This window comes from Actinocorallia sp. A-T 12471 (assembly GCF_033875155.1).
Taxonomy (GTDB): domain Bacteria; phylum Actinomycetota; class Actinomycetes; order Streptosporangiales; family Streptosporangiaceae; genus Actinocorallia.
The window spans coordinates 30,391-44,235 of record NZ_JAWZTE010000021.1; the positions used below are offsets into that span (position 1 = coordinate 30,391).

Consider the following 13,845-nt stretch of genomic DNA (forward strand, 5'->3'; position numbering starts at 1 on the left):
GAGCGCCGGGACGAGCCTGCTGTGAGGCAGCCATGCACTGGAACCACCGCCATCTTCCGCCCGAGTTCGACCCGGGCAAGCTGCACGACGACTACGGCCCTGAAGCCAAGTTCGCGGTGGCCGCCGAAGAGGTCCTGCCGACAACCCGGCACGAGGAGGAGATCCGCAGGGGCCTCGAACTCGGCCTCCAGGGCGCGGACTCCATCGTCGACCGGACGATCCCGACGTTCTCGCGCGGCGAGCTCCCGCACTTCGCCGGGATCAACACCTTCCTCAAGGCCCCCTACGTCGAGGACGTCAGACGTTGCGGCGAGTACGACGTCGCGATCCTCGGCGCACCCTTCGACGGCGGCACCACCTACCGCTCCGGGACGCGGTTCGGCCCCCAGGGCATCCGCAAGATCTCCGCCCTGTACGGCCCATACAGCTTCGAACTCGGCGTCGACCTGCGCGAGTCGATCACCATGTGCGACCTCGGCGACGTGTTCACCATCCCCGGCAACATCGAGAAGACCTTCGACCAGATCTCCAAGGCCGTCTCGCACGTGTACGCGTCCGGCGCGTTCCCCGTCGTGCTGGGCGGCGACCACTCCATCGGCTACCCGACCGTGCGCGGCGTCGCCGAACACCTGCAAGGCAACCTCGGCATCATCCACTTCGACCGGCACGTCGACACCCAGGAGACCGACCTGGACGAGCGGATGCACACCACCCCGTGGTTCCACGCGACCGACATCCCGAACGTGCCAGCGGAGAACCTCGTCCAGATCGGGATCGGCGGCTGGCAGGCCCCGCGCCCGGGCGTCAAGGTCGGCCGTGAGCGCGGTACGACCATCATGACGGTCACCGACTGCGTCGAGATGGGCATCGAGGCGGCCGCCGAGAAGGCCCTCGAGGTCGCGTGGCGGAACGCCGAGGCCGTCTGGCTGTCCTTCGACGTCGACTGCCTCGACGCGGCGTTCGTCCCCGGGACGGGCTGGCCGGAGCCCGGCGGGTTCCTGCCGCGCGAGGTCCTCAAGTTCATCCAGATCATCGCCGACTCCGCGCCGCTCGCCGGCATCGAGGTCGTCGAGTGCTCGCCCCCGTACGACAACGCCGAGATCACCTCGCTGATCGCGACCCGGGTCATCTGCGACACCCTCGGCTGCCTCGTGCGCTCCGGCCACCTCCCGCAGAAGAAGAGAGCCTGAAACCCATGCGCCGCACCCCCCTCAGAACGCTGACCGCACTCGTCCTGGCCGCCGTCCTCACCGCGGGGTGCGGCGCAGCCGACCCCTCCGGCGACGACGCCGCCGCCCCGATCACCCTCGGCTTCTCCGCGTGGCCCGGCTGGTTCCCCTGGCAGGTCGCCGACAAGCAGGGGCTCTTCGCCAAGAACGGCGTCGAGGTCGAGCTCAAGTACTTCGACAGCTACACCGACTCGCTCCAGGCCCTGGCGACGGGCGCGATCGACGCCAACAGCCAGACGCTCAACGACACCCTCGCCTCGGTCGCGGGCGGGGCGAAGCAGACGATCGTCCTGGTCAACGACAACTCCACCGGAAACGACCAGATCATCGCCGCCGACGGCATCGCCACCCTCGCCGACCTCAAGGGCAAGACCGTCGCGGCCGAGCAGGGCACCGTCGACCACTACCTGCTGCTGCTCGCCCTGCAGAAGGCGGGGCTCACCCAGGACGACATCACCTTCAGCCCCCTCACCACCGACGCGGCGGCCGCGGCGTTCGCGGCGGGCAGGGTCGACGCCGTCGGCGCGTTCGCCCCCTTCACCACGACGGCGCTGAAGCGCGAGGGCAGCAAGGCGATCGCCACCTCCGCCGACTTCCCCGGCGCGATCCCCGACCACCTCGTGGTCGCCCGCGACCTCGTCGCCGACCGGCCCGACGACGTCCAGGCCCTGGTCCAGACATGGTTCGACACGGTCGCGTGGATCAAGGCCAACCCGAAGGAGGCGATCGCGATCATGGCAGAGCGCGCCGGGGTCAGCGAGGCCGACTACGCGAGCTACGACGCCGGAACCACCATCTTCACCCTCGAGCAGAACAAGGCGGCGTTCGGCCCCGGCTCGGAGCCGACGAACCTCGCCCACCAGGCCGGGCTCATCGCCGACTTCCTCGTCGCGAGCGGACTCGCCGACGTCGAGCCGCCGCTCGACGGTCTGTTCGAGCCCAAGTTCCTGGACGGGTTGAAGTGAGATGACCGCGGTCCTCGAGGAAAGCCGCAAGCGGACGCCGCTGCCCAGGCGGCGTCCGGCGCGGTCACTGCCGAAGCTGCTGCGGCTCGGCGCGTCGGTCCCGGTGAGGGCGCGCTGGACGCTGCGCGCCCTCGCCTTGGCCGTCCCGCTCGCGGTCTGGTGGCTGGCCAGCGCGTCGGGCGCGGTGCAGCCGGAGTTCCTGCCGACGCCCGCCGCCACATGGTCGGCCGGGTGGGAGATGGCGGCCGGCGGCCAGCTGTGGGACGACCTGTGGGCGAGCACCGGGCGCATCCTGTGGGGGTTCGGGATCGCGGTCGCGATCTCGGTGCCGCTCGGGCTGCTCATGGGCGCGTTCCCGGCCGCGCACGCGGCGCTCGAACCCCTCATCGGCATGCTGCGCTACCTGCCCGCCAGCGCGTTCATCCCGCTGCTGGTCATCTGGCTCGGCATCGGCGAGAGCTCCAAGATCGCGCTGCTGGTCATCGGCGTCGTCTTCTTCAACACGCTGATGACCGCCGACGCCGTCAAGACTGTCCCGGCCGAGCTGCGCCAGGTCTCGGCGACGCTGGGGGCGCGGCAGGGCGAAATCCTGCGCAAGGTCGTCGTGCCGTGGGCACTGCCCGGGGCGCTCGACGCGATCCGCGTCAACTTCGCGGTCGCGTGGAACCTCGTGGTCGTCGCCGAGCTCATCGCCGCCGAGTCCGGCCTCGGCTACCGGATCGCCAGGTCAGGACGGTTCCTGCAGAGCGACAAGATCTTCGCCGTCCTCATCGTCATCGGGCTGATCGGGCTGGCGATCGACGTCGCGCTGCGGCTGCTGCGCGACAGGGTGGGGAGGTGGCAGCCGTGACCCTCGTCCTCGACGGCGTCGGCCGCGTCTACGGCGGGCACCGCGCGCTCGACGGGATCGGCCTCAAGATCTCCGGCGGCGAGTTCGTGTGCGTCGTCGGCGCGAGCGGATCGGGCAAGTCGACGCTGCTGTCGCTGATCGCGGGGCTCGACCTGCCGTCGGAGGGGACCATCACCCTCGACGGCGTGCCCGTGCGCGGGCCGGGGCCCGAACGCGGCCTGGTGTTCCAGACCGGCGCGCTGCACCCGTGGCGCACGGTCGCGCAGAACGTCGGGTTCGGGCTCGAGCTGCTGCCGATCGGCAAGGCCGAGCGGCGTGAACGCGTCTCCTGGTACCTCAGGGAGGTCGGCCTGGAAGGGCTGGAAAGGCGGCTGCCCAAGGAGCTGTCGGGCGGACAGCGGCAGAGGGTGGCGATCGCGCGCGCGCTCGCGTGCGAGCCCTCGGTGCTGCTGCTCGACGAGCCGTTCGGGGCGCTGGACTGCCAGACCAAGGACGACATGCAGGTGTTCCTGCGCCGCGTCTGGCACGACACCGGCACGACTGTCGTCATGGTGACGCACGACGTCGAGGAGGCGGTGTTCCTCGCCCAGCGCGTCACGGTCCTCGCCAGCCACCCTGGCCGGATCGCCGCGGACCTCGCCGTCACGCTGCCGGACGACCGCGAGCTGCCGCTGAAACGCGATCCTGCCTTCCTCGCGTTGCGCGCGGAGGTGGACGACCTCGTCAGGGCGCACAGGTAGGCGGTGGGGCCGTCCGATATGGACGGTCTAGGCTTGATGTGCGGGTCTCCGCTCAGCTCGAATGAGCGGAGGCCCGTCCAGCGCCCCAAGGGGGAGGGCCCCGCTCCGCCCAGCTCGAATGGGCGGAGAAGGACCCTCGGTGCGGTGCGGTGCGGTGTGGTGCGGGGCTACGGCGTGACGCCGAGGACCCTGGTCATGCTGCCGCCGCCCGCGTCGCCGTTCAGCGCGAAGACGCCGCTGGTGATCGTGGCGTTGCCCGGGCACAGGAAGCTGCCCGCGGTCTTGGGCAGGACCTTGCCGGTCAGGTCGACCTGGGCCTGCGCGGCGGGGTTCGGCCGGCTCGCGTTGTCGGGGTTGTAGCCGGGGGCCGACATCGTGCCGGCGATGCCGTAGGTGCAGTTCACACCGAGCACGGTCGCCCTGATGGAGAACCCGCTGAGGCTGATGGTGCCGGTCGCGGGAGCCGCGCCGCCGTACGTCACCGAGCCGGCCCACGGCAGGTTCTGCGGCGTGATGCCCGAGGCGATGCCCGAGCAGCCGCCGATCGACGCCCCGGTCATGCTGAGCGCCCCCGCCGACGCGACAGTGCCGCTCAGCACGACCGACGTGCACGTGGTCGTCCCCGCGATGCCCGCCGACACCGTCAGCGGCGACAGCAGGGACGCCTGCGCCGCGCCGGAGTAGGCGGTCCCGGAGCTCCAGTCCACCACGGTGGTCGCCGCGTGCGCGGGGCTGGACAGCGCGGCCGCCGCCAGCGCGGCGGCCCCGAGGATCCCCGCTCCCTTGACGATCGTCTTCGCCATTGACATCTCCTTTTCTGTGAGTGACGTCACGGCGAAGGTAAAAAACCGGCCCGGGCGGGTCAACAGCAGCCCGACCAGGGAAAATGGCCGGTTTATGACGAAGATTACATGTTTGTCATACTTGTAACATAAGTGAGTACTTATCGCGGAGTGGTTGCTAGTAAGTGATAACTTTCGCCGCTCGGGGGCTTGTGCTCAGCGCCGGAGGGGCTCGGGAGGCGGACGAGATCGAACGCGTCCGGGGGGATGCGGTCCGACGCGGGGGAGTGGGGTCGTCTTCCGGGACTGAAGCGTCACGGCTCGCCCGGCCGCGCGTGCGGGCCGCTGCCAAAAGACTTCTCCGCGTGGTCAAAGGCCGTTGAGTTCACGCGCAGTGGTCGTGGTCTCGCCGTCCGGTGATGATGTGCGCGAAATCCGTTCGGAAAAGATGATTATTGCGCCAGAATTCGTCGGTCAATTCTGACTGCGAAGGCGGTCAGAAAACAAAGAACGGGCCCGTCTCCGCCCAGCTCGAATGGGCGGAGACGGGCCCGGACTTTCGGCCCGCGACGCGGTCTAGGGGTTGACGCCCAGGCGGACGCCGCCCGCGCCGGTCAGCTCGTAGACGCCGGTGGTGATCGTCGCCGACGACGGGCACAGGAAGATGCCCGCGGTCTTCGGGATCGTCTTGCCCGACAGGCTGATCGTCGCCTGGCCGGCGCCCGACGGGTTGGTGGCCGGGATGGTGATGGTCGTGCCGTAGGTGCAGTTGACGCCGAACACGGTCGCCCGCATGGAGAAGCCGGTGATCGTGATGTTGGCGCCCCCCGTCACGGACGCGATGGTGCCGCCCCAGCTCAGACCCTGCGGGGTGATCGAGGACGCGGTGCCGGAGCAGGTGTCGACGACGGCGTCGTCGATGCTCAGCGTGCTCGCCGACAGCACCTCGCCGTCAAGGGTGGAGTCCGAACACGTGGTGGTGCCGCCGCCGGAGATCACCAGGTTGCCGGTGAGCTCGGCGGTGACCGGGCCGGTGTAGGGCTGCTGGGTGTCCCAGTCGACGACGGTCGTCGCCGCGTGCGCCGGGCTGGACAGCGCCGCCGCGGCCAGCGCGGCCGCGCCGACAAGTCCGGCCCCCTTGAGGATGCTCGCCATTTGACATCTCCTTTTCTGTTCGTGATGTCACAGCGAACGTAAAGAGCCTCAGGGGCGCGGTCAACGGATCGGCCGACGTCCTTCTTGGCCGGATTGTGACAGCGGTTACATGTTTTTCTTAATTGTTGGAAAAGGAGCACGGACAGGCGTGATCTTGTCAGTGGAAAACAAGAAAACCGGTCCGTGTACACAGGGTGTGGGACCGGTTCCATCTGAGATTCTCACAAATCGAGATGCCACCACTGGGCGACGACGTCGTCGCCGAACAGCCGCTCGGGCCGCTCCGACTCGATCTCGAACCCCGCCTTGACGTACAGGTGCCGCGACGCCGCGAGCCCCGCGACGGTCCACAGGACCATCTCCCGGTATCCGGCCTTGCGCGCGAAGTCGAGGCAGGCGTCCACGAGCAGTTGCCCGATGCCGAGCCCGCGCGCCTTCTCCTCGAGCAGGAGCAGCCGCAGCTGCGCGACGTCGCCCGGCCGGTCGGCCTTCACACAGAAGATGCTCCCGACGGGCTCCCCGTCGAGCTCGGCGATCCAGGCGTTCTCCCGAGCGGGATCATGCTCCTCCCCGTAGGAAGCGGCGATCTTCGCGACCAGCGCCTCATAGGAGAAGTCCCAGCCCAGGGCGGCGTGGTAGGAGACGGCGTGCCGCCAGGTCACCCAGCCGAGGTCGCCGGGGCGCAGCCCGCGCAGCGTGACGGCGCGGGTTCCGGTGTTCTCACTCACCGGGCAAGTCAACCATCACCCGGGAGCCTCAGCGGAAGCGGATGTGCTCGAGCCGGTCGGCCTGCGCCCGGTCGAGCACCACCGCCGACGCCGACGACGGCAGCGGCCCGCGCCGCGCCCGCTCCACGAGCTCGCGCCAGCGCCGCGCATGCCGCGCGAACGTGATCGGCATGACGGTCCTGCCCCGCTTGCGCTGCCCCTCAAGGGCGATCTCCGGCGGCACGTCAAGCAGGATCACGTGCATCTCGTGCCCGGCCCGCGCCGCGAGCCGTCCGAACGCGCGCGTCAGCAGCGGCCAGGTGCCCCGGGTGTGCGCGATGACCGCCCTGCCCGCGAGCACCCCGCGCGCGATCCGCCACACGTGCAGCGCGTACACGAACGGGATACGCGCCCGGCTCGGCAGCAGCCGCAGGTAGGGGCCGCAGGTGTTGCGCGCCTGCCGCGAGTCGATCACCAGCGCGCCCTCGGCCTCGACGGGCGCGCGCTCGTCGTCGGTGAGGCCGTACAGCCGTCGCAGCAGCGTGCTCTTGCCCGCGCCGGGCAGCCCGGCCACCAGGATCAGCGATCCCCGCGGGAACACAAGTTCCCGCCGTTCCTCCGGCATACGCCTCGATCCCGGTTTTGACTGTGACGAAACCCCATCATGCCGCACACACGTTCAACTCCCGGAACCTGCCCGCCGTTCCCCGCGTGTTCGGTCACCAGCCGCGTTCGCGCCAGTGCGGCAGCGACGGGCGCTCACGGCCCAGCGTGGAGTCCTTGCCGTGGCCCGGGTAGAACCACGTCTCGTCCGGCAGCACGTCGAAGACCCGCTCGGTGACGTCGCCGAGCAGCCGCTCGAACAGCTTCGCGTCACCCCAGGTGTTGCCGACGCCGCCGGGGAACAGGCTGTCCCCGGTGAACAGGTGCGGCCGCGTGGGCGTGCGGAGCAGCAGCGCGATCGAGCCGGGCGTGTGCCCGCGCAGGTGCACGACCTCAAGGACGTGCTCGCCCAGCGTGATCGTGTCGCCGTGCTCGACCGGCTCGGTCACCGGAACCGGCAGCGGCTCGGCGTCGTGCGGGTGCGCGGTGATCGCGGCGCTGGTCGCGCGGGCGACCTCGGCGAGCGCCTGCCAGTGGTCCTGGTGGCGGTGGGTGGTGACGATCCGGTGCAGCGGCCGGTCGCCGATCAGCTCAAGGAGCCGGTCGGCCTCGGCGGCGGCGTCGATGAGCAACTGCTCGCCGGAGGCGGCGTCGCGCAGCAGGTAGGCGTTGTTGTCGTACGGGCCGACGGCGAGCTTCGCCACGGTCAGGCCGGGCAGCAGCTCACGGACGTCGGCGGGGCCGCCGACGGCGACGTCTCCGGTGTAGCTCATGCCTCGCTCCAATCGGTGGCGGCCGGGTACGGCCAGGGCGGCACCTCGGCGTAGGACGTGTCGCTCCTGCCGGACAACCAGCCGAGCAGCTCGACGGCCGGGGCGCGCAGCTCGGGCCCGGACCCGCCGAACTCCACGACGACGTCGGGGTCGGTCGCGGCGATCCGCGAATAGGGGACGGCGTCGCGCAGCCCCGGCAGCGACTCGGTGAGCTCCCAGCGCAGGTAGGACTCGGGCCAGTCGGCGAAGGTGTAGCTCGCGCCCAGGTCAACGTGGTGCACCTCGACCTCGCGCCACCTGCGGTACAGCAGGTACCAGGCCGGGTGTCCCCAGTCGCCGAGCGCCTCGACCCGCGCGTCCCAGCGGTCCTCGGGCAGCGCCTCGGCGAGCGCGGCGAACCGGGCGGCGCTCTCGCGCACGTCGGCGGCCAGCGCCTTGTGCGGCAGGCCCGCGCCCGCCTCGATCTCCGCGTCGCGCGCCGCGCGGCCCGGGTACTGCGGAACGGGCACGCCGGTGGCCGCCCAGGCGAGGAGCCGGGAGCACGAGTCGGCGTTGCGCGCGATGTGGTGGGCCACGTGCCCGCGCGTCCAGCCCTCAAGGGGGGACGGGGCACGCAAGGCCGCGTCGTCTAGTCCGTCGATGGTCAGGTTCAGCCGCTCTTGGGAGATGACGATCTCCGCGAGGACCGCGCGCCAGTCATGCATGCCCCATATCTTGGCGTACTGCCGTGACACGCCCGACACCAGGCCGACACCAAGCGGTGTCGTGGAGGTTTCCGGGGCGATGTCCCGGGTGGATGTCCCGGGTGGATGTCCAGCGTGATGTCCGAGGACCGCCGGAGACTGTCAGTGGGCAGTCCTAGGTTGGGGGCATGCAGTCATTCGGGTGGTCCCTGCTCCAGACCCCGATCGGGCCGCTGCTGTTCGCGGAGACCGAGACGGGCCTCGTCGCCGTGCGCTTCCACGCCCACGAGCCAGAAAGCGAGGCGGCCGCGCTCGGCGACCGCCTCGGCCGAACCCCGGTGCGCGGCGGCGCGCGTGAGGCGTGCGCGCAGCTGTCGGCCTACTTCGCGGGAGACCTCAACGCGTTCACCCTTCCGCTGGACTGGCGGCTGGTCACCGGCTTCTCACGGCATGTGCTGCGCGAGCTGTACACGTCGGTGGGCTACGGCCAGGTGATCACGTACGGGGCGCTCGCGGCCCGCGCGGGATCGCCGGACGCGGCACGCGCCGTCGGCGTCGCGATGGCCGCGAACCCGCTCCCGGTCGTCGTGCCCTGCCACCGCGTCGTCGGCGGCGACGGCCTGGGCGGCTTCGGCGGCGGCCGCACCACCAAGGAAGAACTTCTCTCCCTCGAAGGCTCCCTCCCCGCAACCCTCTTCTTAGAGCCCAAGCCCCCCGCACCCCGCCCGCGTCATGTGCGGGCGGGCTTGGGGGTTAGGGGGTTGTGGGGGTGGGGCGGACGGGGGTGGGGAGGGAGGGGGCGTTGGCGAAGGTGAGGGTGGCGTGGGCCATGGCGCGGAGGTTGACGGCGAGGGCCTCGTCGTTGATGTTGTCGAGGGTGTCGCAGGCGCGGTGGTAGCAGGCGTCGTAGGGGCGGCCCGCGGTGCCGCCGAACAGGGCCGCCTCGGCCTTGGTCTTGCGGCCCTCCGCGCCGGTGAACAGGCCGCCGGCGGGGATGCCCTTGGCGATGAAGGGGCCGTAGTCGGAGCGGCCGGAGAAGTCCGAGCCCTGGTGCGGGACCCCTGCGGCGTCGAAGTAGTCGGCGTACACCTGCTCGATGCGCGCCGACCCCTCCGGGCCGGGGCCTTCGCCGGTGCGGTCGGAGTCGTCGCCGTCGTAGATGCCGTACACGAAGTTCGGGGAGGCGATCATGTCGTGGTTGAGGTAGAGCCTGACCTTCGCCAGCTCGTCCGCGCCCAGCGCGTCGACGTAGTGCGCGGAGCCGAGCAGGCCGAGTTCCTCCGCGCCCCACCACGCGAACCGCACACGGTTGCGCACGGACAGGCCCTCGGCGTGCCTGGCGACCTCGAGCAGCGCCGCCGCGCCCGAGGCGTTGTCGTTGATGCCCGGCCCCTCGGGCACGCTGTCGAAGTGCGCGCCGACCATGACGACCCGGTCGGCGTCGCCGCGCGCGGTCTCGGCGAGCACGTTCCACGTGGTGCGGCGGTCGCTCGTCGTCGCGGTGACGATCCGCGCGGTCGTGCCGGGCCGCGCCAGCTCCGCGCCGACCGCCGCCGAAGCCCCGAGCACCGGAACCGTGATCTCACCGGGCTTGCCGAGCGTCCCCGCGACGGCCTCGGTGCGCTCCTCCCCGCCGTCGTTGAAGATCACCACGGCCGCCGCCCCGGCCTTCTGCGCGTTCTCCGCCTTCGTCTGGAACGGGCAGGTCCCGCGCCGCATCAGCGCGATCTCCCCCCGGACGAACCCCGCAAAATCGCCGGGCTCGCACCCCGACGTGCTCGCCGCGCCGTCGGCGGGCGCATCGGCGTCGACCGCGCCGATCCGCGCGGTCACGTCGCCGGAGCCCGAGTACGTCATCGTCGTGAAGTCGCCCTCGGCCCCCGCGTCGGTGCCCGTCGGCGTATAGGACCGCTCCGACGGACGCAGCCGCGTCAGCTCGGCCGGTTTGTCCTCACGGAAGTACGGGACGCTGAACTCCTGCACCTGCGGCGTGTACCCCGCCTCGCGCAGCCGCGCCACGAGGTAGTCGCGCGCGGCGGCGTACCCCGGCGTGCCCGCCGCGCGGGTGCCGCCGTTGGCCTCGGCGATCCGCGCGAGCGCCTTCAGATGCGCCTTGACCTCGTCCACCCGCACCGACTCTGACGCCCCCGCCACCGGATCGGCGGCCTGCGCGCACGCCGCGGAAGGCGCGGTCAGCAGCAGGGCCACGGCGACGGTCAACGCACGGCGGCGTCGGGACAGGTCCATCAGGCGCTCCTCGCGTCCCTCCCCGGAAGCGGGACACGCCGCACCGGCGGGCGGACTCCCCCGTGGATCCGCCCGGGACGGGCTGCGCGGGCCACACGCGGCGGCCCGGCCGTCAACCGAGGATCTTCGCCAGGTACTGCCCGGTGTAGCTCGCCTCAACCGCCGCGACGTCCTCCGGCGTGCCGGTGGCCACCACCGTGCCGCCGCGCGAGCCGCCCTCGGGGCCCATGTCGATGATCCAGTCGGCGGTCTTGATGACGTCGAGGTTGTGCTCGATCACCAGCACCGAGTTGCCCTTGTCGACAAGGCCGTTCAGCACCGCGAGCAGCTTGCGGATGTCCTCGAAGTGCAGGCCGGTGGTGGGCTCGTCAAGCACGTAGATCGTGCGCCCGGTGGACCGCCGCTGGAGCTCGGCCGCCAGCTTGACGCGCTGGGCCTCGCCGCCCGACAGCGTCGGCGCGGGCTGCCCCAGCCTGACGTAGCCGAGGCCGACGTCGTTGAGCGTCTTCATGTGCCGGTGGATCGCGGTGATCGGCTCGAAGAACGTCACTGCCTCGTCGATGGGCATGTCGAGCACGTCGGCGATGGTCTTGCCCTTGTAGTGGACCTCGAGGGTCTCCCGGTTGTACCGGGCCCCGTGGCACACCTCGCACGGCACGTAGACGTCCGGCAGGAAGTTCATCTCGATCTTGATGGTGCCGTCGCCCGAGCAGTTCTCGCAGCGGCCGCCCTTGATGTTGAAGGAGAACCTGCCGGGCTGGTAGCCGCGCACCTTCGCCTCGGTGGTGGAGGCGAACAGCTTGCGGATGTGGTCGAACACGCCGGTGTAGGTCGCCGGGTTGGAGCGCGGGGTGCGCCCGATCGGCGACTGGTCGACGTGCACGACCTTGTCGAGCTGGTCGAGGCCGGTGATGCGCTTGTGCCTGCCGGGCACGGTCTTGGCGTGGTGCAGCTCCTTGGCCAGCGCGTTGTACAGGATGTCGTTGACCAGGGTCGACTTGCCAGAGCCGGAGACGCCGGTGACCGCGGTGAAGACCCCGAGCGGGAACGCCACGTCGACGTTCTTGAGGTTGTTGGCCGTCGCGCCCTTGACGGTGACGTCACGCCCCTTGGTACGCGGCCGCCGCACGGCGGGGACCTCGATCGCCCGCCTTCCCGACACGTACTGGCCGGTCAGGGAGTCCTCGGACTTCAGCAGGTCCTCGACCGTCCCGGACACCACGACGTTGCCGCCGTGCTCGCCCGCGCCCGGCCCGATGTCGACCACCCAGTCGGCGGCCTGGATGGTGTCCTCGTCGTGTTCGACCACGATGAGCGTGTTGCCGATGTCGCGCAGCCGCAGCAGGGTCTCAAGCAGCCGTGCGTTGTCGCGCTGGTGCAGGCCGATCGACGGCTCGTCGAGCACGTACAGCACGCCGACCAGGCCGGAGCCGATCTGGGTGGCAAGGCGGATGCGCTGTGCCTCGCCGCCCGCGAGCGTCGCCGACGGCCGGTCGAGGCTCAGGTAGTCGAGGCCGACGTCCAGCAGGAAGCCAAGGCGCGAGTTGACCTCCTTAAGCACCTGCTCGGCGATCTGGCGGTCGCGTCCGTCGAGCTCCATCGCGCGCAGGAACGCCGCGGCGTCGGAGATCGGCAGCGCGGCGATCTCGGCGATCGAGCGGCCCGCGACCTTGACGGCGAGGATCAGCGGCTTGAGCCGCGCGCCCGCGCACGACGGGCACGGGATCTCCCGCATGTAGCCCTCGAACCGCTCGCGGCTGACGTCGCTCTCGGCCTCGGCGTGCCGCCGCTGCACCCACGGGATGACGCCCTCGTACTCGGTGTAGTAGGAGCGCTTGCGGCCGTAGCGGTTGCTGTAGGAGACGTGGACCTGGGTGGAGTGCCCGAACAGGATCGCCTTGCGGGCCTTGGCCGGGATCTGCTTCCACGGCTCGTCAAGCGCGAAGCCCAGGGCGTCGCCGAGGCCCTTGAGCAGGCGTAGGAAGTACTCGCTCGCGTGCCCGGCCGACCAGGGGGACAGCGCGCCCTCTTCGAGTGACTTGTCCTCGTCGGGGACGATCAGCTCGGGGTCGACCTCCATGCGGGTGCCCAGGCCCGCGCAGTCCGGGCACGCGCCGTAGGGCGAGTTGAAGGAGAAGGAGCGCGGCTCCAGCTCCTCGAAAGACAGGTCGTCGTACGGGCAGTACAGGTGCTCGGAGTACATGCGCTGACGGCCCGGGTCGTCCTCGGGCAGGTCAACGAAGTCGAGCACGAGGGTGCCGCCCGCCAGGCCCAGGCCGGTCTCGACGGAGTCGGCGAGCCTGCGGCGGGCCGACTCCTTGACCGACAGCCTGTCCACGATGACGGAGATGTCGTGCTTCTCCTGCTTCTTCAGCTTCGGCGGGTCGTCAAGCCGGACGACCATGCCGTCGACAAGCGCCCGGGAGAAACCCTTGGTCTGCAGCTCGCGGAACAGCTCGAGGTACTCGCCCTTGCGGCCCCTGATCACCGGCGCGAGCACCTGGAACCTGGTGCCCTCGGCGAGTTCCAGCACCCGGTCGACGATCTGCTGCGGGCTCTGGCGCGCGATCGGACGGCCGCACTCGGGACAGTGCGGCTTGCCGATCCGCGCGTACAGCAGCCGCAGGTAGTCGTAGACCTCGGTGATCGTGCCGACCGTCGACCTCGGGTTCTTGGACGTCGACTTCTGGTCGATCGACACCGCCGGGGACAGGCCCTCGATGAAGTCGACGTTCGGCTTGTCCATCTGGCCGAGGAACTGGCGCGCGTACGCCGACAGCGACTCCACGTAGCGCCGCTGGCCCTCGGCGAAGATCGTGTCGAACGCGAGACTCGACTTGCCCGAACCGGACAGGCCCGTGAACACGATCATGGAGTCGCGCGGCAGATCGAGCGAGACGTCCTTGAGGTTGTGCTCGCGCGCGCCGGAGATGACAAGTCGATCATGCACGGTGTGTTTCCCCAGATCATCAGGTGGTGCGGGCGCCGAACAAAGGCCCGTTTCAGGCTAACCACGGGCAGTGACATTTTCGTCCCCGCGAGCTGTGCGCCAAGCGTCACCGTACACGTGTTCGAACCGCGCCCGCCAGCGAACGCGCATGTTCCTCACGC

The 13,845-nt window shown here is 70.6% G+C and carries 13 protein-coding genes; 5 read left to right on the top strand and 8 right to left on the bottom strand.

From position 1 onward, the window contains the following. Positions 1-32: 32 nt before the first annotated feature. The 4 genes from R9X44_RS34395 to R9X44_RS34410 are packed head-to-tail and all read left to right on the top strand — an operon-like array spanning position 33 to position 3,784. Positions 33-1,190 carry an agmatinase family protein gene (locus R9X44_RS34395; protein WP_319818566.1) on the top strand — a complete coding sequence of 386 codons (1,158 nt, stop codon included), beginning with the start codon at positions 33-35 and terminating at the stop codon, positions 1,188-1,190. Between the two features lie 5 nt (positions 1,191-1,195). Then, complete coding sequence (locus tag R9X44_RS34400; protein WP_319818567.1) at positions 1,196-2,194, top strand: ABC transporter substrate-binding protein; 999 nt, start codon at positions 1,196-1,198, stop codon at positions 2,192-2,194. 1 nt (position 2,195) lies between these two features. Further along, positions 2,196-3,044, top strand: coding sequence for an ABC transporter permease (locus R9X44_RS34405; protein WP_319818568.1), 849 nt, complete (start codon positions 2,196-2,198; stop codon positions 3,042-3,044). Then, the gene (locus tag R9X44_RS34410) at positions 3,032-3,784 is read left to right on the top strand and encodes an ABC transporter ATP-binding protein (RefSeq protein ID WP_319818569.1); all 753 of its coding nucleotides are present in this window, start codon (positions 3,032-3,034) and stop codon (positions 3,782-3,784) included. Before R9X44_RS34405 ends, R9X44_RS34410 begins: the two co-directional genes overlap by 13 nt. Positions 3,785-3,951: 167 nt before the next feature. On the opposite strand, the gene R9X44_RS34415 is transcribed toward R9X44_RS34410, so the two are convergent. The 6 genes from R9X44_RS34415 to R9X44_RS34440 all read right to left on the bottom strand — a co-directional run bounded on the left by R9X44_RS34415 (position 3,952) and on the right by R9X44_RS34440 (position 8,508). Next, the gene (locus tag R9X44_RS34415; RefSeq protein WP_319818570.1) at positions 3,952-4,587 is read right to left on the bottom strand and encodes a hypothetical protein; all 636 of its coding nucleotides are present in this window, start codon (positions 4,585-4,587) and stop codon (positions 3,952-3,954) included. 555 nt (positions 4,588-5,142) lie between these two features. Beyond that, positions 5,143-5,721: a hypothetical protein gene (locus R9X44_RS34420; RefSeq protein ID WP_319818571.1), complete on the bottom strand. Its 579-nt coding sequence runs from the start codon at positions 5,719-5,721 to the stop codon at positions 5,143-5,145. A gap of 221 nt (positions 5,722-5,942) precedes the next feature. Further along, positions 5,943-6,449, bottom strand: a complete 507-nt coding sequence (locus R9X44_RS34425; RefSeq protein ID WP_319818572.1) for a GNAT family N-acetyltransferase — start codon at positions 6,447-6,449, stop codon at positions 5,943-5,945. Positions 6,450-6,477: 28 nt separating this feature from the next. Then, entirely contained in the window at positions 6,478-7,053 is a 576-nt protein-coding gene (locus tag R9X44_RS34430; RefSeq protein WP_319818573.1) for an AAA family ATPase, read from the bottom strand. 94 nt (positions 7,054-7,147) lie between these two features. Next, on the bottom strand, positions 7,148-7,804 hold the full coding sequence (locus R9X44_RS34435) for an MBL fold metallo-hydrolase (RefSeq protein WP_319818574.1): 657 nt from the start codon (positions 7,802-7,804) through the stop codon (positions 7,148-7,150). After that, positions 7,801-8,508: a maleylpyruvate isomerase family mycothiol-dependent enzyme gene (locus R9X44_RS34440; RefSeq protein ID WP_319818575.1), complete on the bottom strand. Its 708-nt coding sequence runs from the start codon at positions 8,506-8,508 to the stop codon at positions 7,801-7,803. Before R9X44_RS34440 ends, R9X44_RS34435 begins: the two co-directional genes overlap by 4 nt. A gap of 167 nt (positions 8,509-8,675) precedes the next feature. Here R9X44_RS34440 and R9X44_RS34445 point away from each other — a divergent pair, with 167 nt between their 5' ends. After that, positions 8,676-9,302 carry a methylated-DNA--[protein]-cysteine S-methyltransferase gene (locus R9X44_RS34445; protein ID WP_319818576.1) on the top strand — a complete coding sequence of 209 codons (627 nt, stop codon included), beginning with the start codon at positions 8,676-8,678 and terminating at the stop codon, positions 9,300-9,302. Here the strand turns inward: R9X44_RS34445 and R9X44_RS34450 are convergent. After that, complete coding sequence (locus R9X44_RS34450) at positions 9,241-10,734, bottom strand: M28 family metallopeptidase (RefSeq protein WP_319818577.1); 1,494 nt, start codon at positions 10,732-10,734, stop codon at positions 9,241-9,243. The genes R9X44_RS34445 and R9X44_RS34450 overlap by 62 nt on opposite strands. A gap of 112 nt (positions 10,735-10,846) precedes the next feature. Beyond that, on the bottom strand, positions 10,847-13,684 hold the full coding sequence (gene uvrA / locus R9X44_RS34455; protein WP_319818578.1) for an excinuclease ABC subunit UvrA: 2,838 nt from the start codon (positions 13,682-13,684) through the stop codon (positions 10,847-10,849). Positions 13,685-13,845 lie beyond the last annotated feature (161 nt).